Origin of the sequence: Halobaculum sp. CBA1158, from assembly GCF_021431925.1 — an archaeon.
GTDB lineage: Archaea > Halobacteriota > Halobacteria > Halobacteriales > Haloferacaceae > Halobaculum.
This window is the reverse complement of sequence record NZ_CP090371.1, coordinates 2,376,316-2,398,655: the sequence shown is the minus strand read 5'-3', so window position 1 is coordinate 2,398,655 and position 22,340 is coordinate 2,376,316. Positions and strand designations below refer to the sequence as shown.

The following is a 22,340-nucleotide window of genomic DNA, read 5'->3' as shown; positions in this document are numbered from 1 at the left end:
TCGGGGACTCGCCGTTCGCTCACTTCTCGTCCCCGTCGCCGACGGCGACCGGAAGCGCCTCTGCCAACTCCGTTCGGGTCGCCTCGTCGAGCGCGCCGACGTAGTAGCCGTCGGCCGACGCGGAGACGACGCCGGCCTCGCTCGCGAGGAGTTCGCCGGCCTCCTGCTCGAACACGTCCGGATACGCGCAGACGACGCCCGCGATCGAGCCGCGCGCGAGCAGCCCCCAGTCGACGCACGGCGACCACGTCTCCAGCACCCGCTTGCACCGGCCGCGAAGCGCCGACCGGACCGACGCGACCTCCGCCGACAGCGACTCGTCGCGGACGGCGGGGAGGCCGACCACGAGCGACACCGTCGAGCGCTCGAGCGGCCGGTCGCGGGGCGCGGGCGGGAGCGGCTCGCCGTTCAGTCTCGCGCCGCCGTCGCGGACCGCGACGTAGCAGTCGTCGACCAGCGGCTCGTGGATCGCGGCCGCGACCGCCTCGCCGTCGACTCGGGCGGCGACGGCCGAGGCGATCGAGGGGTAGTCGATCGCGTAGTTGTTCGTGCCGTCGAGCGGGTCGACGATCCACTCGACGGGACCCTCGCCGGCGCGGCCCGACTCCTCACCGTGGAGCGAGTGGTTCGGAAAGTCCGCGTGGATCCGGTCGAACGCCAGCCGCTCGGCCGCCTCGTCGGCCGCCGCTTTCACGTCGTCCGTCTCGAACGCCCCGACGGTGTCGCCGTCGCGAAAGCGGTCGGCGAGGTACGCCCCGGCCGCTCGCACCGCGGCCTCCGCGGTCGCCGCCAGCGACTCCGGGGGCGGCGCGTCCCGGTCGGCGTCATCTGTCATATCCGGTGGTGTGCGTGCGGTCGGGTTCAGCGCGTCGGTTCGAGGAGCCGACGGGGCGACCGCGTCGCCGCGGCGGGAGCGGTCACGGGGTCCCGCCGAGCCCGCCGAGCCCGCCGAATCCGCTGAGTCCGACGGCCGGAGGGATGCGGCCGACGCGACCGCATGACGAAGGTATTTGCCGCGCGCGCCGGCACGTCAGAGCATGTCGACGCTCCCGCTCGACGCGTTCTACGACCTGACCCAGGTCGGCGAGGTGGCCGTCTCGCCGACGGGGGACCGGGTCGCCTTCACGACCACCGAGTACGACCCCGACGCCGACGAACCGGTCGCGTCGCTGTTCGTCGCGCCCGCCGACGGCTCGCGCGATCCGCACCGCCTCACCCGCGTCTCGGGTGCCTCCTCGCCGGCGTGGTCACCCGCCGGTGACCGCCTCGCGTTCGTCGCCGCCCGCGACGAGGACGCCGACCGCCGCGTCGGGCGGGACGACGAGGACGACGGCGACGCGGACGCCGCCGACGCCGGTGCCGGCGGCGACGAGGAGCCGACGCCGCAGGTGTGGGCCTTCGACCTCGCGCTCGGCGGCGACGCCCGGCAGGTGACCGACTTCGAGGAGGGCGCGGAGGAGTTCGACTGGGGCCCCGACGGCGAGCGCCTCGTCGTCGCCGCGCGCGACCCGACCGACGCCGAGCGGGCGTACCTCGACGGCCGCGAGGAGGGCGAGCCGGTCGAGACCGAGCGCCTCCAGCACAAGCTCGACGGGGTCGGCTACACCGACACCGTGACGACGTACCTCCACGTCGTCGACGCGGAGACGGGCGACGCCGAGCGTCTCGACGACGCCCACGGCGGCGGGGCGTATCAGGGACTCTCCGGAATGGAGCCCGACTGGGGCGCGAACGACCGGATCGCGTTCACCTCCTGTCGCGAGGAGAATCCCGACGACACCCTCGTCCGCGACGTGTTCACGATCCATCCGGACGGCACCGGACTCCGCCGGCTCACCGACGGCGACCTCTCGGCGAACGCGCCGACCTGGTCGCCGGACGGCGACCGACTCGCCTTCTGCGCCGGCGATCCCGTGAACTGGTGCGTTCCGACGCAGGTGTACCTCTATGCGGACGGCGAGTACGGGTCGCTGACGGCGGACCTCGACCGGACGGTCGCCCGCGGCGGCGCGCCGGCGTGGGCCGACGACGACACGCTGTACTGCCTGGTCGCCGACGAGGCTCGGACGCGACTGGTGCGGGTCGCGGCCGACCCCGACGCCGCGGTCGCCGGCGGTCCCGCGACGGCCGCCGAGACCGCGGACGCCGACGGCGCGCCCCCGGCCGCCGAGCGCGTCTTCGAGGCGCAGGGCGACGACCGGGCGATGGGCGCGTTCGACCTCTCGGCCGACGGCGGGCGCGCCGGGTTCGCCTTCTCGCACCCGAGCGACGGCCAGGACGTCTACGCCGTCGACGCCGCGGACCTCGACGCCGCCGAGGAGACGGACGCCGAGTCGCTGGCGCGGCTCTCCGCCGTGAACGCCGACCTCACCGACGAGTACGCGATGCCGGAGGCCCGCCGGATCGAGTGGGAGTCGGACGGCGAGCACGTCTCGGGGATCGTGTATCACGACCCTGACGTGGACCTCTCCGACGGCGATCACCCGCTCGTCGTCGCCATCCACGGCGGGCCGATCAGCTACGACGAGCCCGTGTTCAGCTTCGCCCACGCCGCCCTGACGAGCAGGGGCTACGTCGTCCTCCGGCCCAACTACCGCGGCGGCTCCTCCTACGGCCGCGAGTTCGCCGAGGCGCTGAAGGGGCAGTGGGGCACCCACGAGGTGACCGACATCGCCAACGGCGTCGACGACGTGGTCGAGCGCGGCTGGGTCGACGACGACCGCGTGTTCGGCTACGGCTTCTCCTACGGCGGCATCGCGCAGGGGTTCCTCGTCACCCAGGAGCCGGATCTGTTCACCGCCGCCGCGCCCGAACACGGCATCTACGACCTGCGGTCGGCGTACGGCACCGACGACTCCCACGTCTGGATGGAGAACGAGTACGGCCTCCCGTGGGAGAACCCCGAGGGGATCGACGCGTCGTCGTCGATCACGGACGCGGGGAACATCGAGACGCCGCTACTGGTGACCGCCGGCCAGGAGGACTGGCGGTGTCCCCCGAGCCAGAGCGAGCAGCTGTACGTCGCCGCCAAGAAACAGGGCGTCGACGCGCGGCTCGTCCTCTACGAGAACGAGCACCACAACATCGGCACGCCCGACCGCGCGATCCACCGACTGGAGGAGGTCACCGCGTGGTACGCCCGACACGACCCCGCCGTCGACGACCCCGACGCGGCGGACCCGCACGACCGCGCGGACGAGGAGCCGCAGTAGTCCCGGGACGCGTCGCCGTCGCGCTCCTCGCCGACGCTCTCGCTCGCCGACGCTCTCGCTCGTTGACGCTCCCATTCATCGACGCCCACCGGACAACGCCTTTGCCGATCGACGCGGATCCCCCGACATGGAGTTCGAGGTGATCCGTGGCGACATCGCCGACCAGTCCGCGGACGCGCTGGTGAACGCGGCGGGGACGAGCCTCAAGATGGGCAGCGGGGTCGCCGGCGCGCTCCGGCGCGCCGCGGGCGTCGGCCTGAACGAGGCGGCGATGGCGAAGGGCCCGGTCGACCTGGGTGCGGTGGCGGTCACGGACGCGTTCGGCCTCGACGCCGAGTACGTGATCCACGCGGCCGCGATGCCCCACTACGGGGACGGACAGGCGACCGCCGAGAGCATTCGCGACGCCGCGCGCAACGCCCTCGCCGCGGCCGACGAGCGCGGCTGTGAGTCGCTGGTGATCCCGGCGCTCGGCTGTGGCGTCGCGGGGTTCGACCTCGCGGAGGGCGCGCGCCTCATCTCCGAGGAGATCCGCGCGTTCGACCCCGACTCGCTGCGGGACGTGCGCTTCATCGCCTACTCCGACTCGGAGTACGAGACGGTCCGCGAGGCCGTCGGCGAGTGAGTCGGCGGCGGCGGTCGCGTCGGTTCACGCGGATCCGCACCGGTACGCGCCGGCCCCGCGGGTTCGCGTCGTCCACGCCGGACCCGTCGTCGCCCGCGGCGGTCCGCACATCCGCCACGGTCCCGTCGACACAGGTTTGCCGCCGGCGACCGTTTCGCTCACGTGGACCGCCCGAGCGACCCGCCGGAGTCGTGTCCGACCTGCGGGGTCGCCTACGACTCCGTCTCGGTGCACGACGCCGGACTCGCGGTGAACCTCCTCGACAACGAGCGCTACCGTCGGGTGTGTTTCGAACCCGTCGCCGGCGACGGGGGCGAGGCCCTCGTCGAGTTCTACCACCACACTCACGAGCAGGTTGACGCCGGCGAGGGGTAGTCGCCCGCGTCAAACCCGGGTCGCCGCGTTACTCCGGACCCTACCGGATCAAATCGCCCCTTTCTGCGATCACCGGTCGGGATTACGGACGGCGAAACGACCCCGTCGTTGCGGGCCCTGTGATCCGTCGATGTCCGACACCGACGCCGACACCGACACCGGCACCGACGAGCACGGGCACGAACACGACCACGTCCACGAGCGGGTCGACGAGGCGGTCGACGCCCGCGACGACTGGGCGCGACGCCGACGCAAGGGGATCCCGACCGACGAGAACCTCCTCGTCGTCGCCTGCATGGACGAGCGCATCCCCGTCGAGGACGCCCTCGACCTCGACCTCGGCGACGCGCAGATCTACCGAAACGCCGGCGGGAAGGTCACCGACGACGTGATCCGCTCGGCGGCGCTGACGACGAACTTCTTCGACACCGACGAGATCGTCGTCGTGAACCACACCGACTGCGGGATGATGTCCGCGAGCGACGACGACGTGGCCGCCGGCCTGGAGGCGCGGGCGGAGGCCGCGGGCGTCGACCTCGACGACGTGGATCTCGATCCGGCGCTGCCCGAACTCGACATCGGCGACGCCGCCGTCGAGGAGTGGGTCCGCATGACCGACAATATCGACGAGGCCTGCGCCGCGCAGGTCCGCTACCTCGAGGAACACGAGCTGATTCCGGAGGACGTGACCGTCTCCGGCTACGTGTACGAGGTCGAGTCCGGCGAGCTTCGGCGGCCGGGCGAGCGCGTCGCCGAGGAGATCAGCGAGCGACGGGTCTGAAATCGGGACCGTCGCCGGGTCGCCGCCGAGTCGCCGCCGGGTCGCCACGTGGTAGCCGGATCACCGCCAGGACGCCGGATCGCCGTCGTGTCGCTTACGGCGATGTGCCTTCCCGACGGTCCCGACCTTCCGGCCGAGCGTTCAAGCCCGACGAGCCCGATCAGATCTCCGTGCCGTCGATCACCGATCCCCTCCGGATCGGGGGGGTCACGCTCCCGAACCGGCTCTACCGCGCGCCGCTGCTCGAGCACGCGGGCAACGGTCCCGACGCGGTGGACACGCTGATCGCGGAGCTGGAGCCGGCGGCCGCGGCCGGCGCGGGGCTCGTCTGTCAGGGCGCGACGATCGTTCGCGAGGAGGGCGGCTGCGCCGCGCCCGGAATGACCCGCGTCCACGACCCCGACTTCGTCGCCGGGCTCTCCCGACTCACCGGGGCGATCCACGATCACGGCGGCCGGATCGCGATCCAACTCGAACACGGCGGCCTGCGCTCGATGGAGACGTGGCACCGCGGCTTCCGCGCCCGCAACCCGGATCTCGAACAGCTCGCGGTGTCGCCTCCCCCGCGACCCCTCCGTCTGCTCGACCGTCTCGGGGTTCTCGACTACGACGCGCACGTCCTCGCGACCGAGGAGTGTCGCGAACTGGCCGCGGACTTCGGTCGCGCGGCCGCCGCCGCGGTCGACGCCGACTACGACCTGATACACCTCGCGGGCGCGAACATGGGGATCCTCCACCAGTTCGCGTCGCCGTTCTACAACCGCCGCGACGACGAGTTCGGCGACCCCGCGCGCTTCTTCGAGGTCGTGCTCGCCGAGATCCGCGACCGCGCCGGCGACGTGCCCGTCCTGACGAAGGTCCCCGCCGAGACCGAGGCACCGCCGGGGATCGGGCCCACGCTGTCGGCCGCCGACTGCGTCCGGCTCTGCGAGCGCCTCGCGGACGCGGGCTACGACGCGCTGGTCCCGGTCAACGGCTCCGTCTTCTGGGACATGAGCGTGATCCGAGGGGCCTTTCCCGGCCGCTCGTGGCGCGACGAGCGCTTCCGCGAGGAGTACGTCGACGCCTTCGGCTCGCGACCGCGGGCGGCGCTCGTCGCCGCCGCGAACTGGGTCGAGTCGCTCGTCTACTCCCGGGAGCCGGCGTGGAACGCGGACCTCTGCCGGCGGGTGCGCGAGCGCGTCGACGTGCCCGTCCTCTGTGAGGGCGGCGTCAGGGACCGGGCGACGATCGACGGGCTGCTCGGCGACGGCGGCCGATCCGCTGACGACAGCCGGTCCGCAGACGGCGTCCGATCCGCTGACGCCGTTCGATCCGCCGACGCCGTGGGGATGGCACGGCCGTTCTACGCCGAACCCGAGTTGCCGGCCAGACTGCTCCGGGAGGACGCCCCCGAGCGCGGGGTCGCGGTCGCCTGCGAGGACTGCAACAACTGCGTCGTCCCCCAGGCGGCCGGCGAGCAGGGCGTCTGTCGGACTCCGTCGGTACTCCGGGAGGCAGGGGAGCACCGGATGGCGGGAGCGTACGACCGCGAGGGGAGCTGAACCCGGTCAGAGCCTCGACCGAGCCGACCCGATCGCCGGCAGCTCGACGCCGATCTCCTCTGCGAGCGCGTCGGCCGCGCCCAGCAGCCACTCGGCGCGCTCGATCCGCGACTCCAGGTCGCCGGGACCGATGCGGTACGTCTCGACCAGCTCCTCGACGCTCGCGCCGTCGACCCACTCCGTCAGAACCCGGGCGGTCTTCACGGACTCCAGCCAGCCTTCGAAGTCCTCGGCGTCCGTCATGCCGGTCGTCAGCTCCGCCGAGCGCGAGCGGGCGAACTGGTAGATGTCGGCGCGCTCGGCGTTGCCGAGGTAGGTGTCGTCCATGTCCGGGGTGTCGCAGACGATCTCGAAGGCGGTCAACTCGGTCACGTCGTCGGGATCCATCCCGGCGACCGTCCGCAGTCCGTCGACGATCCGGACCCCGGTGTCGGGGGTGACGTACTGTCGGGACACCTGCGAGCCGACCGGCGTCGCCTCGATGCCGCCGTCGGGTGCGGGCGCGAGCAGGCCGTCGTCGATGAGGCTCGCGATCGCGTCGCCGACGACGCCCCCCAGGTTCGGGTTCGACGTGCGCGAGGCGTAGAACGTCCCGCCGAGCGCGTCGAGCACCCCCGCCTGCGACCCGGCGATGCCGGTGGCGACGAGCGCGAGCGTGTGCGTGCGCAGCGCGGCGGGATCCCGGAGCTTCGACTCCACGCGCTCGGGGTCGGCCGTGACGTACCGGTCCCACAGCTCCTCGCGCTCGTCGGCGTCGTCGGCGACGAGCACCGCCTCGCCGTACGGATCGAGGTGCGGTCGCCCCGCACGCCCGCACATCTGATGGACCTCCAGCACGGGAAGCCACTCCGTGCCTTCGCCGGTGTAGCGCCGCTGATCGCGAACGACGACGCGGCGCGCGGGGACGTTCACGCCGGCCGCGAGCGTCGGCGTCGCGCAGATGACCGCCAGCCTCCGCTCGCGGAACGCCCGCTCGACGGTCGCCCGGTGGTCCGAGGAGAGCCCCGCGTGGTGGAACGCGACGCCGCGCTCGGCGGCCTCGGCCAGGCGCTCGCCCGTCTCGGTGCCGCCGGCGTCGCGCAGGTCCGCGGCGACGCCGTCCGCGTCGCTCGCGTCGTCGGCGGCGTCGCCACCGCCGCCGAACCGTTCCTCCGCCAGCCGGTCGGCGAGCGCCTCGGCCTCCCGTCGAGAGGCGACGAACGCAAGCGCCTGTCCCCCGTCGTCGACCGCGCCGGCGACGAGCGCCGCCGTCGCCTCGGTGTCGGCGTCGTCGGCAGGATTGGCGGCGTGATCGGCGGTGGGACCGTCGCCGTCGACGGGGAGCGAGCGATCGGTGCCGTCGTCGAACCGGACGGTCCCCTCGGCGTGGACGCCGACCCGGAGGTCGACCGGCCGCCACGTCGACTCCACGAGTTCGGCGTCGAGCCAGTCGGCGATGTCGGCGGGGTTGTCGACGGTCGCCGACAGCGCGACGATCTGTACGTCTGGCGTCCGGCGGCGGAGGGTCGCGAGCGTCACCTCCAGCGTCGGCCCCCGCCGGGGCGAGCCGAGCAGGTGGACCTCGTCGACGACGACGCACGCGAGGTCGTCGACCCACTCGGCACCGTTTCGGATGGCGGAGTCGACCTTCTCGCTGGTGGCGACGATCACGTCGTTGCCGGCGAGGTCGCTCGCGGCCGAGTCGTAGTCGCCGGTGGAGATGCCCGCTTCGACGCCCGGGAGCGCGTCGAACTCCTCGTACTTCTCGCGGGCGAGCGCCCGGAGCGGACAGACGTACAGCCCCGGGCCGTCGGCCGTCAGGAGGGCGAGCTCGGCGACGAACGTCTTGCCCGAGGCGGTCGGCACGGCGGCGACGACGTTGTCGCCGTCGCAGACGCCGGCCTCCACGGCTGCGACCTGCGGGGGGTACAGCTCCTCGATCCCCTCGCCCGCGAAGTGGTCGACGTACTCGGGGGCCAGCGGGAGGTCGGCGACGCGCATTCGATGCCGGCCCTGGGTCCCTCTCGGATATAAACCTCCGTGCGCCGACCGACTCGCCCGCGGCCGTGACGGTTAGTGGTGGCTGTGGTCGTCGTCGTGACCGCGGTGGTGATGTGCGCCGTCGGCGTGTCCCTCGGGCAACTGGTCGGCGTGGGCGTGGGGGTCGCCCTCGACGAACTCGTGGGCGTTGCGGTCGCCGTCGGCGAAGGCGGTCGCGCGGGCCGAGAAGTCCGACCCGTCGACGAGGTCGCGCTCGGTCAGGAAGCGCTCGAGGGCGGCCAGCCACGCGCCGTAGTAGTCGGCGTCGCTCCCGTCCTCCGCGCCCGGGTTCGCGTCGAGTTCGGCGACCAGTTCCGACTGGAAGTCGTCCCACGTGTGCCCGGGGTCGTTTTCGTTAGTGAGCGCGACCGCCAGCGCGAACGACCGCGCCATCCACGGCTCCGCGAACGTCGGGCCGTCGGCGTCGGTCCGCGGGACCTGCTTGGCCGCTGTGTCGACCTCAGCGGTCGAATCGACGGTCGCGTCGCTGCCGGCCGTCGCGTTCGCGTCGCTGCCGGCCGTCCGCGCGCCGCCGTCGGAGGCGATCGAGCCCCCGTCGCCGAGCCGTTCGACGCCGATCATCGCGTTGCGTGAGACGAGCTCCGCCAGCTCGGCTTCGCTCATGTCCTCGGCTCCGTCGGGCCGCTGCGGGAGCACCATGTATCGCACCTCGGAGTTGGAGTCCCACACCTCCACGTCCACGCCGTCCGCGAGATCCGTGTCGAACTCCTCCCGCAGCAGCGCGCGCGGCTCGTCGACGACGCGCGAGCGGTAGGCGGGCGACTTGTACCACGTCGGCGGCAGCCCCAGCACGGCCCACGGGTAACACGAGCAGAGCGTGCAGACGACGACGTTGTGGGTGTCGTCGGTGTTCTCGACCACCCGAAGCTCCATCACCTCGTCGTTCACCGAGATGTCCAGTTCCGTGACGGCCTCGATGCCGTCCTCCAGCAGCCACTCGCGGTACTCGGGGTCCGTCCACGCCCGCGCGACGACCCGTGCGCCGTTCATCGGCCCCACGTCGCCCTCGTAGGTGGCGATCACCTCGTCGACGGCGTCGGTGCTGAGGACGCCCTTCTCGGTCAGCAGCGACTGGAGCGCGCGCGCCCTCGCCTGCGGGCCGATCTCGTCGCGGAGTTCCGGGTCGGGATGAGACGGCGGGTCGTCGTGGTCGCGTCCGTCGTGATCGCCGCGGTCGCCGGTCATGTGATGTAGTGGCGCGTCTGGGGGCTTATGCGTTCGCCCCGCCCCCGAAACCGACCGGTTCGGGGCCTCGGCCGCGTCGGCCTATCGGTCCTCGGGCGCGACGAGGTACGGCTCCCAGAGCTCGATGTGGAGGCCGTCGGCGTCCGTGCAGTCCTCGCCCCACAGCTCGGCGGCGTCGAAGCGGACGTTGTACAGCTGTTCGGCGCGCTCGCCGTCGGTCCCTCTCTCCCGTCGGCTCCGGGCGTTCTCGTCCGGATACACGTGCGCGCCGCGGTCGGCGACGACCTCGCCGACCGCGCCGCGGACGTACCGCGGGCAGCGCGTGTGGCCGGTCGGATGCCGCTTTCGCACCCGGACGCGGTCGCCGACGGCGAAGCTCGGGTCGCCGTCGCCGCGGCGGCTCAGGTACTTCTCGCGGGTGCCCTCGAGCAGCGCGGGGAGCCGGTCGGGGTCCGTCTCGTCGGGCACCTCCGCGTCGCCGGCGGCGAACGCCTCCGCGCGCTCGCGCAGCTCGTCGGCGTCGACGACGCCCGCCTCGACGAACAGCGTCTCGATGGCACCCAGCCAGCGCTCGTAGTAGGGAACCGTCAGGTAGCGCTCGGGGTCGTCCCCCTCCAGCGTGTACCGGAAGCGGTCGAGCTCGAACGTGTCCGAGCCGAGGCCGGCGATGTACAGCGACTGGACGACGCCCTCCCACTCGTGGTGGAACGGGCTGGCGTCGTCGGGCTGGTCCGGCGGGAGGTCGTGGTACGAATCCATCCCGCCGAGGTCGTGGATCCCGTCCATACACGGTTGATTCCGGCGCGGCTGATAAAATCTCGCCACGCGGTAGCATGGATCTGGTTCGGGACGCCGCCCGCGATACCGTGGTGACGACCGCGAAAGCCCCCGCGGCTGTGCGCTCGGTGCGGCCGCTGCGCTCCTCGGCTCGCTTCGCTCGCCTTGCGGTGCTTGTCGGTCCGCGCCTTCGCGCACAGCCGCGGCCCCTTTCAGTCCCACCCGTGGCTCGGACGGGCGTCGTCGCTCGGCGGTCGGACGGGCGTCGTCGCTCGGCGGTCGGACGGGCAGTCGTCGAACCCGGACTCCCGCGAGAAACCGCGCCGGGGAGTCAGAACTGTTGTGCGATGGTTCCGCTACTCGTCGCCGAGGAGTCCGGCGTCGAAGAGGCGCTGCATGCCCTCCTTCAGGCGATCCTCGCTGGCGGCGTAGCTGATGCGGGCGTAGCCGGGCGCGCCGAAGGCGGAGCCGGGGACGGTCGCGACGTGCGCCTCCTGGATCGCCTCCTCGGCCCACGCGGAGTCGTCCTCGTCGACGGGCAGCATCATGTAGAACGCGCCGTCGGGCACCGTCACGTCGACGCCGTGGTCGTCGAACAGGTCGACGAGCATGTCGCGGCGCGACTCGAAGGCCGCGCGCATCTCCTCGACGGACTCGTCGGTGTTGCGCAGGGCCTCGATGCCCGCGCGCTGGACGAAGTTCGTCGCACACGAGACGGAGTGGCTGTGGAGCTTCCCCGCCTGCGGGATCAGGTCGCCCGTGGCGTGGAGGTAGCCCAGCCGCCAGCCGGTCATCGAGTACGCCTTCGAGAAGCCGTTGATCGTCACCGTGCGGTCGGCCATCCCGTCGAGGCTCGCCAGGCTGGTCTGCTCGACGCCGTAGACGATCTCGTCGTAGATCTCGTCGGAGATGACCGCGACGTCGTGCTCGACCGCGAGGTCGCGCACGCCCTCCAGCCCCTCGTCGGCGTAGACCGCGCCCGTCGGATTGCTGGGTGAGTTGACGATCAAGAGCTCAGTGTCGTCGGAGACCGTCGCCGCGAGGTCGTCGAGCCCGTCGGCCAGCGAGAAGTTGTGCGGGGCCAGGTCGACGCGGGCGAGGTCGCCGCCGGCGAGTTTCACCATCGCCTCGTAGGACACCCACGCCGGGTCCAGCAGGACCACTTCATCTCCGTCGTCCACGAGCGTCTGGACCGTCTCGTACAGCGCCTGCTTCGCGCCGGGCGTGACGATCACGTCGTCGGCGTCGGCGTCGATGTCGTCGGCGCGGAGCTTCTCCGCGATGGCCTCCTTCAGCTCGGGGACGCCGTTGGAGGAGGTGTAGCCCGTGTGCCCCGCATCCAGCGCGTCCTTGCCCGCCTCGACGACGGTCTCGGGCGTGGGGAAGTCTGGCGCGCCCACGGAGAGGTCGACCACGTCGTGGCCCTCGGCCTCCAGTTCGTTCGCGGCGTTCGAGATCGCCAGCGTCGCCGACGGCTCGACGCGGCCGACGCGCTCGGCGAAGTCGTAGGCGAACTCCCCTGCGGCCTCCCGTCCGCTCATGCGGCCACCTCCGGGGCGGGGAGCCCCTCCGCGAGGTCGACGGCGGCGCTCGCGGCCTCCGCGCCCTTCTGTGCGCGTTCCCGTGCCTCCGCCCCCGACTGTCCCGGCCCCGACACGCCGAAGGTGACGGGCGTGTCGCGGTCGAGGCTCACGTCGGCGAGCTTCGTCGCGACGGCCTGGCCGATCACCTGGTCGTGGTCGGTGTCGCCGGAGACGATGGTCCCGACGACGGCGACGGCGTCGATGTCGTCGCGGCGGGCCAGTCGGTCGGCCGCCAGCGGCGTGTCGTACGCGCCGGGCACGTCGACTGTCTCGGCGACGGTCGCGCCGCGGTCGGCGACTGCCTCGCGGGCGGACTCCTCCATTGCCTCGGCGATGGACGCGTAGTAGCGTGCGACCACCAGCCCGAGTGCGGTCTCGGTCATTGTACAGGCGAAGGGTCGGCCCGGTCAAAGGCATACCGCTCGTGGCCGATGTGTCCGCCCTCCGTAGTCCGCGTCGCAGACGCGGTCCCGCCGTGTCGCGCGGATCACAAGAGTTGTTACCGGCGGCGTGCGACCGGCCGCCAATGAGTGGTCCCGCCGACGGGGACGACCCCGTGGAGGACGCGTCCCCGGACGATCGGGTCGCGAGCGGCGGGGGTGACCGGCGCGCGGACGACGACGCGACCGACGACGACCCCGCCGAAGCCGGCGGCTCGGACGACGACGAACCCGCCGACGAGGCCGACGCCCTCCCCGATCCGGCCGCCGCCGACGACGGCGCGCTCGATCGTCTCCGCGACCGCGTCGGCGACCCCGCGGTCGCTGCCGTCCTCCTGATCGTCGTCGGCTCGCTGCTCCTCCGGACGGTCCAACTCGGGAGCCGGGTCTTCCATTGGGACGAAGGCCGGGTCGCCTACTGGATCCTCCGGTTCGACGCGACGGGTGAGTTCTTCTACCGGCCGATCATCCACGGGCCGTTCCTCCCGGTCGTCAACAACGTCCTCTTCGACCTGATCGGCGCGTCCGACTTCGCCGCCAGACTTCCGGTCGCGGTCGTCGGGGGGCTGCTTCCACTCGCGGCGTTGCTGTTGCGACACCGCCTGCGCGACCGCGAGGTGGTCGCGCTCGCGCTCGTGCTCGCGGCCGACCCCCTGCTCGTCTACTACGGCCGGTTCATGCGCGGCGACGTGCTCGTCGGCTCCTTCTGCGTCGCCGCGTTCGCGCTCGTCGTGTACGCGATCGACACCCGGCGGACGCTCCCGCTGTTCGGCTCGGCCGCGCTGCTGGCGCTGGGGTTCACCGCCAAGGAGAACGCGCTGGTGTACCTCGCGTGCTTCCTCGGCGCGGCTGTGCTCCTGCTCGATCACCGGCTCGTCCGAACGGCCTCTCGGACCGGCTCACCGCTCGATGCGGTCGTCGGAGAGGCCGTCGCGCTCGCGAGGTTCCTCGACGGCTGGACCGAGGGAGCCCGCACCCGGCGGTGGATCGAGCGTCGCGTCCGCGACCGCGTCGGCGACGGCGACGCGGCTACCGGAACCGAGACCGACGCCGGCGACGCCGACCGCGGGAACGCCGACCGCGGGGCCGCCGGCACTCCCGCGCCGTACGCCCCGGAGGCCGGATTGGTCGGCCACCTCGCGGTCTGGGTGCCCGTCGTCGCGGTCGGCGTCGTCGCGACGTTCCTCGGGGTCACGTCGTTCTTTTACGCCCCGCGGCCGGAGCTGTGGCAGGCGCTCGGCGTCGCCTCGCAGGCCGGCGGGTCCGGCGGCTCGGCGGCGACGCTCGGGTCGGTGCTGACGGAGGCGACGTGGGGGTCTGGCGAGAAGTTCTGGGGGACGTGGGCCGCGGGGAGTCACTCGGGCCACCCGTACGTGCCGTACCTCTTTGACATCGGTGAGACGCTCGCGTACGGGTCGGCCGTGCTCGCCGTGTTCGCGGCCGTCGGCTTCGTCGCCGACGGCTACGGCTCCGAGCGCGGCACCCGACCGCTGGTCGCGTACGCGGCCTACTGGGGGCTCGCGTCGCTCGTCGGCTACCCCGTCGCGACGGACATCCAGGCCCCGTGGGCGGCGATCCACATCGTCCTCCCGCTGTCGATCCCGGCGGCCGTCGGCGTCGCACACGTCGGCGACTCGCTCCGGACGGCGATCGCCCGCGAGGACGTCGAGACGGTCATCATCGCGGGGCTGATCGTGTTCGCCGCGGTCGCGGGCGTCGCAGCCCCCACGGCGGACTACTGGAACTCGGCGGCCGAGGAGGACAAGCAGGTGCTCCAGTGGGCACAGCCCGAGAACGACTACAAGGACGCCCTCCGCGACGCCCAGGTGATCGCCCGCAACCACGAGGGCACCGACGTGCTGTGGGTGGGGACCGACACGCCGCGCGGGACCCGGCTGTACGTCGAGGACGAGTCGAGCGTCGAGCGGATGCCGCCCGGCGGGCCGAGTTGGCACTCGCGGCTGCCGACGCCGTGGTACCTCGAGCTGGCCGACGCCGAGCAGACTTCGACCCCGCCCAGCGCTCGGTTCGACGGCCTCCCGGAGGAGATGCCGCCGGTCGTGTTCGCCAAACCCGACGACGCCGACGAGCTGGAGCAACGCCTCGACGGCTACGAGTCGCGGGAGTACGCCTTCCGGCTGTGGACCGAGCGGATCGTCGTGTTCATCGACGAGGAGGAACTCGAACGGGCGTACGAACTTGAGGCCGAATCGGACCCCTGACCGCGCTCCACTCTTCCTCTCGGAACTTCACATACGTGGATCACTCTTCACGCATGAGGCAAGATTTATTCGCGGACCTGCCGAACCGCCGGCCGTGACACCGACCTGTCCCGGACCGACGCTCGGCGTCGTCGGCGGCGGACAACTCGGCCGCATGCTCGCGGAGGCCGCCTCGCCCCTGGGCGTCGACGTGGTCGTGCTCGACCCGACGCCCGACTGCCCCGCCTCACGGGTCGCCGAGCAGATCGAGGGATCGTTCGACGACCCCGACGCGGTCCGTGAACTGGCCGACCGATCCGACGCGCTGACGCTGGAGATCGAACTCGCCGACCCCGACGTGCTGGAGACGGTCGGCGAGGAGTACGACGTGCCGGTTCACCCCTCGCCGGACGCGCTGCGGACGATCCGGGACAAGCTCGTGCAAAAGCGGGCGTTCGCGGACGCCGGGATCCCCGTCCCGGAGTTCGTCGCCGTCGACGACACCGACGACCTCGCCGACGCGGTCGAGCGCTTCGACGGCTGTATGCTGAAGGCCCGTACCGGCGGCTACGACGGCCGCGGCAACCTCCCGGTCGAGCCGGGCGACGACTACGAGGCGAAACTCGCGGAGGTCGGCGCGGGCGACGGCGGCGCGATGGCCGAGGAGCTGATCGACTTCGAGCGGGAGCTCTCGATCGTGGCCGCCCGCGGCGACGGCGACCGTCGGGCGTTCCCCGTCGTCGAGAACGTCCACCGCGAGGAGATCCTCCGCGAGACGGTCGCGCCCGCCAGGTGCTCCGAGGCCGTCGCCGAGCGCGCTCGAGAGGTCGCTCTCGACACCCTCGAACCGCTCGACGGTCGCGGCGTGTTCGCCGTGGAGCTGTTCGAGACCGCGGACGGCGAGACGCTGGTGAACGAGGTCGCCCCGCGCCCGCACAACTCCGGCCACTGGAGCATCGAGGGGGCGACGACCTCGCAGTTCGAACAGCACGTCCGCGCCGTCCTCGGGTGGCCCCTCGGGTCGGCTGCGGCGCGCGCGCCGACCGTGATGGCGAACGTCCTCGGCGACGTTCCGGAACCTGTCCCCGCGTCGCTGTCGGGCGTCGGCGACGTGCTCGCCGCCGGCGACGCGCACCTCCATTGGTACGGCAAACGCGAGGCCCGCCCGCTGCGCAAGATGGGCCACGTAACCCTCTCGGCGACCGACGCCGACCGCGACGACCTGCTCGTCCGCGCCCGCGACCTGCGGGACGGACTCACCTTCGAGTGATCGCCCACCGAGCCGACCGAACTCACGGACCATGACAACCGTTCAGGACCTCATCGACCGACTCGAATCGGAGGCGAACAGCGACGCCGACCCCGACGCGACGCCCGACGTGGGCGTCATCATGGGGTCGGACTCGGACCTCGACACCATGCAGGGCGCGTTCGACGCCCTCGACGAACTGGGGTTCGCCGAGCAGACCGACTTCCGCGACCCGCCGGAGGCGCGGTTCACCTACGAGACGTACGTCGTCTCCGCCCACCGGACGCCCGAGCTGCTGTACGCGTACGGCGAGACCGCCGACGACCGCGGCCTCGACGTGATCGTCGCCGGTGCGGGCGGCAAGTCCGCGGACCTGCCGAACATGACCGCGAGCCTCGCGTACCCGATCCCCGTCGTCGGCGTCCCCGTCCAGGAGAAGTCGGTCGACTCGGTGATCGGGATGCCGACGGGCGCGCCCATCGTCGCCGTTGACGCCGGCAAGTCGTTCAACGCGGCGCTGTCGGCCGCGCAGGTGCTCGCCAGGGAGCACGACGCCGTCGAGGAACGACTCGTCGAGTACCACGAGGACCTCAAGGGCGGCGTCGCGGACGTCTCTGCCGAGCTCCACGACCTCGGCGTCGCCGGCTTCCGCGCGTCGCGCGACGGCGGAGAGTGAGCACTCTGCGGCCTCCGGGCCGCTCCGCGCGTGCACGTGCAAGTGAAGCGCTTATGTGTGGGGGCTCCAAACCGACGTACGATACGGAGAACCCGGTATGAATCCATGGATAGCGATCGGCGCGTTGGCGGTGATGGGCGTGGGCATCCCGCTCGGGATGATGGCGGTGTCCGCGATCCTCCGTCCGAGCGTGCCGGAACAAGGCAAAAGCGCCACCTACGAGTCCGGTGAGGTTCCGACGGGATCGGCGACGGGCATCCAGTTCAACATCCAGTACTACATGGTTGCGCTGCTGTTCGTCGTGTTCGACATCGAGACCGTCCTGATCTTCCCGTGGGCCGTGATCTATCAGCCCGCCCTCGAGGCGGGGGTCGGCCTCACGACGGTGTTGCTCCCGATGTTGATCTTCATCGGCGTGCTCGTCGTGGGACTCGTCTGGGCGTGGCGGCAGGGCGCCGTGAAGTGGGCCTCCAGCCCGCGTGCGGCGAGACAGAAGACGGAGCGTTCCCGACAATGAGTAGCGACAACAGACCGTTCGTCACGGACGACAGCCAGGTACTGACCGACACCCGGGACGCCCGGATGACGGGCGAGGACAACCGCTTCAACTCGAAGCTGCGCGAGGCGTTCGGCTCCTCGCCGTTCATCCTCACCAAGTTCGACAAGTTCATGAACTGGGTGCGGGGCTCCTCGATGTTCATGCTGCAGTTCGGCATCGCCTGCTGCAGCATCGAGATGATGCACACGTACGCGGTCAAACACGACCTCGACCGCTTCGCCGCGGGCGTCCCCCGCGCGTCGCCGCGACAGGCGGACGTGATCATCGTTCCCGGAACGATCGTCTCGAAGTTCGCGCCGCGGATGAAGCGCGTGTACGACCAGATGCCCGAGCCGAAGTTCGTCATCGGCATGGGCTCGTGCACCATCTCCGGCGGCCCGTTCCAGGAGGGGTACAACGTGATCAAGGGTGCCGAGGAGGTCATCCCGGTGGACATCCACGTCCCCGGCTGCCCGCCCCGCCCCGAGGCGCTGGTGTACGGCGTCGCGAAGCTCCAGGAGCGCATCGCCAACGGCGAGTCCTCGCCGGTGACGGTGAAGCCCTACGAGCTCGAACAGTTCGGTGACCTCGACCGCGACGAGATCGTCGATCACCTCGCACAGGAGATCGACGAGGAGGACCTCGTCATGCGGTACAACTGGGCGGACTCCCCCTGATCATGAGTCTGGAAGAACCCGAGCCGGACGTTCCGGCACCGGTCGAGGAACAGTCCCCCGACGAGCTCGCCGAGCTGCTGGGCGATCACGTCATCGGCCGCGAGGAGCACCTGAACGCGCCCGGCTACGTGATCCGCCCGGACGCCGTGCAGGACGTGCTCTCGACGCTGAAGAACGAGGCGGGGTACGACCACCTCTCGTGTGTCACCGCACAGGAGTACGAGGACCGCTACGAGTCCATCTACCACCTGAAGAAGTTCGACGACCCGACCCAGGAGGTCAGCGTCGTCGTCCCCGCCGACCGCGAGAACCCGGTCAGCGAGTCGGCCGAGCCGGTGTTCCGGACGGCCGACTGGCACGAGCGCGAGGCGTACGACCTCGTCGGCATCGACTACGACGACCACCCCGATCTGCGCCGCATCCTCCTGCCCGAGACGTGGCAGGGCCACCCGCTGGCGACGGACTACGACCAGGACCGCCCGCAGGTCGTTCCGCTGCGCGAGAACGCGAACCCGCTGGAGGAGGACCACCGCGGGGAGGACGACACGGACACGATGTTCCTCAACATCGGTCCCCACCACCCCGCGACCCACGGCGTGCTCCACCTGGAGACGACGCTCGACGGCGAGCAGGTCGCCGACGTGGAAAGCGACATCGGCTACCTCCACCGGTGCGAGGAGCAGATCTGTCAGAACGGCACCTACCGCCACCAGATCATGCCGTACCCCGACCGCTGGGACTACATCTCGGCGGGCCTGCTCAACGAGTGGGCGTACGCGCGCGCGGCCGAGGACATGGCCGACATCGAGGTGCCAGAGTACGCGCAGGTCATCCGGACGATGGGCGCGGAACTGTGCCGCATCGCCGCGCACATGCTCGCGGTCGGCACGTTCGCGCTCGACGTGTACGGCGACTTCACCGCCATCTTCATGTACGCGATCCGGGACCGCGAGAAGGCCCAGAACATCCTCGAGGACCTCACGGGCCAGCGGCTCATGTTCAACTACTTCCGCCTCGGCGGGGTCGTCTGGGACCTGCCCGAGCCCCGCGAGGAGTTCTTCGAGAAAACCCGCGACTTCCTCGAGGACCTCCCGGAGGCGCTGGAGGAGTACCACGACCTCATCTCGGGCAACGAGATCCTCCAGATGCGGACCATCGACACCGGCGTGCTGCCGCCGGAGGTCGCCAAGAACTACGGCGCGACCGGCCCGGTCGCCCGCGGGTCCGGCGTCGACTACGACCTGCGCCGCGACGACCCGTACGGCTACTACGACGAACTCGACTGGGACGTGGTGACCGAGGACGGCTGCGACAACTACAGCCGCCTGCTCGTGCGGCTTCGCGAGGTCGAGGAGTCCGCGAAGATCATCGAGCAGTGTATCGACCTGCTCGAGGACTGGCCCGAGGAGGACCGGACCATCCAGGCCAACGTCCCGCGGACGCTGAAGCCCGAGGACGACACCGAGATCTACCGCGCGGTCGAGGGCGCGAAGGGCGAACTCGGCATCTACATGCGCTCGGACGGCACGGACAAGCCGGCGCGGTTCAAGATCCGGTCGCCGTGCTTCTCGAACCTCCAGACGCTGCCGGAGATGGCCGAGGGCGAGTACGTGCCCGACCTCGTCGCCGCGCTCGGTAGCCTGGACATCGTGCTCGGCGAGGTGGACAGATGACCGGGGGGGTCCCGCTCCAGCAGGGGATGCTCCCCGACACGATCGCCGGGCTCCTCCCGTTCGGCGGCCTCGCGGCCGACGTGGTCGGCGCGCTGCTCGGCGCGTTCCTCATCGCCAACTTCCTGCTCATCAACACGGCCTTCGCGGGCCCGTGGGCCAAGCGGAAGATCACGGCGGCGTTCACCGACCGCATCGCGGTCAACCGGGTCGGACCGTTCGGCCTGTTCGTCATCGTCGCGGACGCGGTTCGGCTCCTCTCGAAGGAGCTGATCGTCCCCGAGGGCGTCGACCGCCCCGCGTGGGACCTGGGGCCGCTCCTCATTCCGTTCTCGGCGCTGCTCGGCTTCGCGGTCATCCCGATGGGCAGCGGCCTGCAGTTGGCCGACCCCGAAACGGGGCTGGCGTTCGCCTTCGCCGCCTCCTCGATCGCCTCGCTGGGGCTGATCATGATGGGGTACGCGTCGAACAACAAGTACAGCCTGCTGGGCGGCCTTCGCGCGGTCGCGTCGAACATCGCCTACGAGATCCCGCTCATCGTCACCGGCGTCTCGGTCGTGTTATTCACGGGGACGCTCCAGATGAGCGAGATCGTCGCCCAACAGCAGGTGGCGCTGGTCTCGGTCGCGGGCGTCACGATCCCGCAGTGGTTCGCGTTCGTGAACCCGTTCGCGTTCGTGCTGTTCGTGGTGGCGAACGTCGCCGAGGTCGGCCGCAACCCCTTCGACATCCCCGAGGCACCGACGGAGATCGTCGCCGGCTACCAGACGGAGTACTCCTCCGTGTACTTCGTGCTCATCTACCTGGGCGAGTTCATCCACATCTTCCTGGGCGGCGCGATCGCGGCGACGCTGTTCCTCGGCGGTCCGGCCGGTCCCGGCCCGGCCGTGCTGGGGATCGTCTGGTTCACCGCGAAGATCTGGGCGTTCTTCCTGTTCACCCAGTGGCTGCGCTCGGCGGTCCCGCGCCTGCGCGTCGACCAGTTCATCGAGATCGGCTGGAAGGGGATGCTCGTGCTCGCGTTTGCGAACCTGATCCTCACAGCGGTCATCGTGGGGGTGCTCGCGTAACCATGATCGGACTACTCAAAGGAATGGCGACGACGATGAAGCACGCGCTGGACGGCAAGACGTTCACGGTCGAGTACCCGGACGTCGCGCCCGAGGTGAGCCCGCGGTTCCGCGGGGTCCACAAGTTCTCCCAGGAGCGGTGCATCTGGTGCCGCCAGTGCGAGAACGTCTGTCCGAACGACACGATCCAGATCGTCCAGGACGACCAGCGCAACGGCGAACAGTACAACCTCCACATCGGACAGTGCATCTACTGCCGGCTCTGCGAGGAGGTGTGTCCGGTGGACGCGATCCTGCTGACGCAGAACTTCGAGTTCACCGCCGACACCAAAGACGAGTTCGTCTACAACAAAGAACAGCTGAAGAACGTCCCCTGGTACAAGGGGATCGACCCGCTCAACTCCCGCGAGCCGGACCGCGACGCGTGGATCGGCGAGGGGGACGGCGAGATCGACTACCAGTAACCGCCGGTCGGTCGGGACCGTCCCACGCGCTCGGGTTCTCCACCCCGTTCGACGACTCGACAGCGACCGCGTCGGCCGGATCGCTCCGATCGGGCGACGACCCGCTGGAGATCCGGCGACCAGTAGCCGTCGATTCGGGCGGTACCGGTGTCCTTCCGCCGATATCTCGCACCTGTCGCGTCGCTACCGATCCGCGAGCTCCGACCGCCCGCACACGCGTACGCGCAAACCGTTCTCGAAAGCTTCAAACGGACTCCGGCGGGAGTGTCGGGTAATGGTTGTAGAGACTATCGCGTTCGCGCTGTTCGCCATCGTCACGGTGGGGAGCAGTCTGGGCGTGGTGCTCGTCGAGGACGTGTGGCACTCCGCACTCCTCCTCGGGGCCGCGCTCCTCAGCGTCGCGGTGCATTACGTGATGTTGCAGGCGGAACTGCTTGCCGCCATGCAGATCCTCGTCTACGTGGGCGGGGTCCTGATACTCATCACGTTCGCCGTGATGCTGGTGCGCAGGGAAGGAGAACCGGAGCAACTCGGGGTGAGCGACGCGTGAGCGACGCGGGATCGCGACCGCGCCTGAAGCTCGGGGGACATCTCGTCCCGGGGCTCGCGGCCGTCGCCCTGTTCGCCGTGCTGACGGTCGTGTTCCTCGGTGCCTCCTTCGGGGAGGCGGCCGGCTTCCCCGAGGGCGCATCGATCACCGCGAGCATCGGCTACGCGATGTTCAACATCGACATCGAGGCGATCGACGCCACGCTCGTCTCCGCCGAGGGGTTCGTCGTCGCGTTCGTGCTCATCGCGGTCGCGCTCGACGTGGCGATCGACGCCGCGGTGTTCCTCGCCAAGCGCGAGGGCGAAGACGGTATCGGTGGCGTACTCACCGACGGCGGCCGGGAGATAAGGGAGACCCTCCGCGGGGGTGACGACTGATGTTCGCACCGCCGGAGGCGTACCTGATCCTGTCGGCAGCCGTCTTCTGTATCGGCGTGTTCGGCCTGCTGACGCGCCGAAACGCCCTGCTGTTCCTGATGTCGGTCGAACTGATGCTCAACGCCGCGAACATCAACCTCGTGGCGTTCTCCTACTACTGGGGGAACGTGACCGGGCAGACGTTCAGCCTGTTCACGATGGCGCTCGCGGCCGCGGAAGTCGCAATCGGCATCGGGATCATCCTCGTGCTGTACCGCAACTTCAAGGAGATCGACGTGACCGAAGCGACGACGATGAGGTGGTAAC

The 22,340-nt window shown here is 71.0% G+C and carries 22 protein-coding genes; 16 read left to right on the top strand and 6 right to left on the bottom strand.

What is annotated here, in order from left to right; translation table 11 throughout:
* Positions 1 to 19 precede the first annotated feature (19 nt).
* Complete coding sequence (locus Hbl1158_RS12530) at positions 20 to 835, bottom strand: inositol monophosphatase family protein (protein ID WP_234297593.1); 816 nt, start codon at positions 833 to 835, stop codon at positions 20 to 22.
* Positions 836 to 1,037: 202 nt separating this feature from the next.
* On the opposite strand from Hbl1158_RS12530, the gene Hbl1158_RS12525 reads away from it, so the two are divergent.
* The 5 genes from Hbl1158_RS12525 (at position 1,038) to Hbl1158_RS12505 (ending at position 6,537) form a co-directional block, all read left to right on the top strand.
* Positions 1,038 to 3,212, top strand: coding sequence for a S9 family peptidase (locus Hbl1158_RS12525; protein ID WP_234297592.1), 2,175 nt, complete (start codon positions 1,038 to 1,040; stop codon positions 3,210 to 3,212).
* 127 nt (positions 3,213 to 3,339) lie between these two features.
* A complete protein-coding gene (locus Hbl1158_RS12520; RefSeq protein WP_234297591.1) occupies positions 3,340 to 3,837 on the top strand; it encodes a macro domain-containing protein in 498 nt (165 codons plus the stop codon).
* Positions 3,838 to 3,999: 162 nt separating this feature from the next.
* Positions 4,000 to 4,212 (top strand): hypothetical protein, encoded by a 213-nt coding sequence (locus tag Hbl1158_RS12515; protein ID WP_234297590.1) that lies wholly within the window; start codon positions 4,000 to 4,002, stop codon positions 4,210 to 4,212.
* Between the two features lie 130 nt (positions 4,213 to 4,342).
* Positions 4,343 to 4,993: a carbonic anhydrase gene (locus tag Hbl1158_RS12510; RefSeq protein ID WP_234297589.1), complete on the top strand. Its 651-nt coding sequence runs from the start codon at positions 4,343 to 4,345 to the stop codon at positions 4,991 to 4,993.
* A 164-nt stretch (positions 4,994 to 5,157) separates the two neighbouring features.
* The gene (locus Hbl1158_RS12505; protein ID WP_234299533.1) at positions 5,158 to 6,537 is read left to right on the top strand and encodes an NADH:flavin oxidoreductase; all 1,380 of its coding nucleotides are present in this window, start codon (positions 5,158 to 5,160) and stop codon (positions 6,535 to 6,537) included.
* Positions 6,538 to 6,543: 6 nt separating this feature from the next.
* On the opposite strand, the gene Hbl1158_RS12500 is transcribed toward Hbl1158_RS12505, so the two are convergent.
* The 5 genes from Hbl1158_RS12500 to ribH form a co-directional block, all read right to left on the bottom strand.
* Positions 6,544 to 8,517, bottom strand: coding sequence for a DEAD/DEAH box helicase (locus Hbl1158_RS12500; protein WP_234297588.1), 1,974 nt, complete (start codon positions 8,515 to 8,517; stop codon positions 6,544 to 6,546).
* Between the two features lie 72 nt (positions 8,518 to 8,589).
* Entirely contained in the window at positions 8,590 to 9,762 is a 1,173-nt protein-coding gene (nthA, locus tag Hbl1158_RS12495; RefSeq protein WP_234297587.1) for a nitrile hydratase subunit alpha, read from the bottom strand.
* Between the two features lie 81 nt (positions 9,763 to 9,843).
* Entirely contained in the window at positions 9,844 to 10,548 is a 705-nt protein-coding gene (gene nthB / locus Hbl1158_RS12490; RefSeq protein WP_234297586.1) for a nitrile hydratase subunit beta, read from the bottom strand.
* Between the two features lie 347 nt (positions 10,549 to 10,895).
* Positions 10,896 to 12,080, bottom strand: coding sequence for a pyridoxal phosphate-dependent aminotransferase (locus Hbl1158_RS12485; protein ID WP_234297585.1), 1,185 nt, complete (start codon positions 12,078 to 12,080; stop codon positions 10,896 to 10,898).
* Positions 12,077 to 12,505, bottom strand: a complete 429-nt coding sequence (gene ribH, locus Hbl1158_RS12480; protein WP_234297584.1) for a 6,7-dimethyl-8-ribityllumazine synthase — start codon at positions 12,503 to 12,505, stop codon at positions 12,077 to 12,079. The genes Hbl1158_RS12485 and ribH overlap by 4 nt, the downstream gene beginning before the upstream one ends.
* Before the next feature lie 143 nt (positions 12,506 to 12,648).
* Here ribH and Hbl1158_RS12475 point away from each other — a divergent pair, with 143 nt between their 5' ends.
* The 11 genes from Hbl1158_RS12475 to nuoK all read left to right on the top strand — a co-directional run bounded on the left by Hbl1158_RS12475 (position 12,649) and on the right by nuoK (position 22,339).
* Positions 12,649 to 14,784 (top strand): flippase activity-associated protein Agl23, encoded by a 2,136-nt coding sequence (locus Hbl1158_RS12475; protein ID WP_234297583.1) that lies wholly within the window; start codon positions 12,649 to 12,651, stop codon positions 14,782 to 14,784.
* Positions 14,785 to 14,878: 94 nt separating this feature from the next.
* The gene (locus tag Hbl1158_RS12470; RefSeq protein WP_234297582.1) at positions 14,879 to 16,033 is read left to right on the top strand and encodes a 5-(carboxyamino)imidazole ribonucleotide synthase; all 1,155 of its coding nucleotides are present in this window, start codon (positions 14,879 to 14,881) and stop codon (positions 16,031 to 16,033) included.
* A gap of 31 nt (positions 16,034 to 16,064) precedes the next feature.
* A complete protein-coding gene (gene purE / locus Hbl1158_RS12465) occupies positions 16,065 to 16,688 on the top strand; it encodes a 5-(carboxyamino)imidazole ribonucleotide mutase (RefSeq protein ID WP_234297581.1) in 624 nt (207 codons plus the stop codon).
* Between the two features lie 97 nt (positions 16,689 to 16,785).
* Positions 16,786 to 17,205: an NADH-quinone oxidoreductase subunit A gene (locus tag Hbl1158_RS12460; protein WP_234297580.1), complete on the top strand. Its 420-nt coding sequence runs from the start codon at positions 16,786 to 16,788 to the stop codon at positions 17,203 to 17,205.
* Positions 17,202 to 17,903: an NADH-quinone oxidoreductase subunit B gene (locus Hbl1158_RS12455; protein WP_234297579.1), complete on the top strand. Its 702-nt coding sequence runs from the start codon at positions 17,202 to 17,204 to the stop codon at positions 17,901 to 17,903. The genes Hbl1158_RS12460 and Hbl1158_RS12455 overlap by 4 nt, the downstream gene beginning before the upstream one ends.
* Before the next feature lie 2 nt (positions 17,904 to 17,905).
* A complete protein-coding gene (locus Hbl1158_RS12450) occupies positions 17,906 to 19,576 on the top strand; it encodes an NADH-quinone oxidoreductase subunit D (RefSeq protein WP_234297578.1) in 1,671 nt (556 codons plus the stop codon).
* Positions 19,573 to 20,643: a complex I subunit 1 family protein gene (locus Hbl1158_RS12445; protein ID WP_234297577.1), complete on the top strand. Its 1,071-nt coding sequence runs from the start codon at positions 19,573 to 19,575 to the stop codon at positions 20,641 to 20,643. The genes Hbl1158_RS12450 and Hbl1158_RS12445 overlap by 4 nt, the downstream gene beginning before the upstream one ends.
* Before the next feature lie 2 nt (positions 20,644 to 20,645).
* Entirely contained in the window at positions 20,646 to 21,107 is a 462-nt protein-coding gene (locus Hbl1158_RS12440) for an NADH-quinone oxidoreductase subunit I (protein WP_234297576.1), read from the top strand.
* A gap of 274 nt (positions 21,108 to 21,381) precedes the next feature.
* Positions 21,382 to 21,657 carry an NADH-quinone oxidoreductase subunit J gene (locus Hbl1158_RS12435; protein WP_234297575.1) on the top strand — a complete coding sequence of 92 codons (276 nt, stop codon included), beginning with the start codon at positions 21,382 to 21,384 and terminating at the stop codon, positions 21,655 to 21,657.
* Positions 21,654 to 22,034 carry a proton-conducting membrane transporter gene (locus Hbl1158_RS12430; protein ID WP_234297574.1) on the top strand — a complete coding sequence of 127 codons (381 nt, stop codon included), beginning with the start codon at positions 21,654 to 21,656 and terminating at the stop codon, positions 22,032 to 22,034. The genes Hbl1158_RS12435 and Hbl1158_RS12430 overlap by 4 nt, the downstream gene beginning before the upstream one ends.
* The gene (gene nuoK / locus Hbl1158_RS12425; protein WP_234297573.1) at positions 22,034 to 22,339 is read left to right on the top strand and encodes an NADH-quinone oxidoreductase subunit NuoK; all 306 of its coding nucleotides are present in this window, start codon (positions 22,034 to 22,036) and stop codon (positions 22,337 to 22,339) included. Before Hbl1158_RS12430 ends, nuoK begins: the two co-directional genes overlap by 1 nt.
* Position 22,340 lies beyond the last annotated feature (1 nt).

What these genes read in the sequence shown, in the direction of transcription:
- Hbl1158_RS12530 (WP_234297593.1), bottom strand. Translation starts at nt 835, where the DNA reads ATGACAGATGACGCCGACCGGGACGCGCCGCCCCCGGAGTCGCTGGCG.
- Hbl1158_RS12525 (WP_234297592.1), top strand. Translation starts at nt 1,038, where the DNA reads ATGTCGACGCTCCCGCTCGACGCGTTCTACGACCTGACCCAGGTCGGC.
- Hbl1158_RS12520 (WP_234297591.1), top strand. Translation starts at nt 3,340, where the DNA reads ATGGAGTTCGAGGTGATCCGTGGCGACATCGCCGACCAGTCCGCGGAC.
- Hbl1158_RS12510 (WP_234297589.1), top strand. Translation starts at nt 4,343, where the DNA reads ATGTCCGACACCGACGCCGACACCGACACCGGCACCGACGAGCACGGG.
- Hbl1158_RS12500 (WP_234297588.1), bottom strand. Translation starts at nt 8,517, where the DNA reads ATGCGCGTCGCCGACCTCCCGCTGGCCCCCGAGTACGTCGACCACTTC.
- nthA (WP_234297587.1), bottom strand. Translation starts at nt 9,762, where the DNA reads ATGACCGGCGACCGCGGCGATCACGACGGACGCGACCACGACGACCCG.
- nthB (WP_234297586.1), bottom strand. Translation starts at nt 10,548, where the DNA reads ATGGACGGGATCCACGACCTCGGCGGGATGGATTCGTACCACGACCTC.
- Hbl1158_RS12485 (WP_234297585.1), bottom strand. Translation starts at nt 12,080, where the DNA reads ATGAGCGGACGGGAGGCCGCAGGGGAGTTCGCCTACGACTTCGCCGAG.
- ribH (WP_234297584.1), bottom strand. Translation starts at nt 12,505, where the DNA reads ATGACCGAGACCGCACTCGGGCTGGTGGTCGCACGCTACTACGCGTCC.
- Hbl1158_RS12475 (WP_234297583.1), top strand. Translation starts at nt 12,649, where the DNA reads ATGAGTGGTCCCGCCGACGGGGACGACCCCGTGGAGGACGCGTCCCCG.
- purE (WP_234297581.1), top strand. Translation starts at nt 16,065, where the DNA reads ATGACAACCGTTCAGGACCTCATCGACCGACTCGAATCGGAGGCGAAC.
- Hbl1158_RS12460 (WP_234297580.1), top strand. Translation starts at nt 16,786, where the DNA reads ATGAATCCATGGATAGCGATCGGCGCGTTGGCGGTGATGGGCGTGGGC.
- Hbl1158_RS12455 (WP_234297579.1), top strand. Translation starts at nt 17,202, where the DNA reads ATGAGTAGCGACAACAGACCGTTCGTCACGGACGACAGCCAGGTACTG.
- Hbl1158_RS12450 (WP_234297578.1), top strand. Translation starts at nt 17,906, where the DNA reads ATGAGTCTGGAAGAACCCGAGCCGGACGTTCCGGCACCGGTCGAGGAA.
- Hbl1158_RS12445 (WP_234297577.1), top strand. Translation starts at nt 19,573, where the DNA reads ATGACCGGGGGGGTCCCGCTCCAGCAGGGGATGCTCCCCGACACGATC.
- Hbl1158_RS12440 (WP_234297576.1), top strand. Translation starts at nt 20,646, where the DNA reads ATGATCGGACTACTCAAAGGAATGGCGACGACGATGAAGCACGCGCTG.
- Hbl1158_RS12435 (WP_234297575.1), top strand. Translation starts at nt 21,382, where the DNA reads ATGGTTGTAGAGACTATCGCGTTCGCGCTGTTCGCCATCGTCACGGTG.
- nuoK (WP_234297573.1), top strand. Translation starts at nt 22,034, where the DNA reads ATGTTCGCACCGCCGGAGGCGTACCTGATCCTGTCGGCAGCCGTCTTC.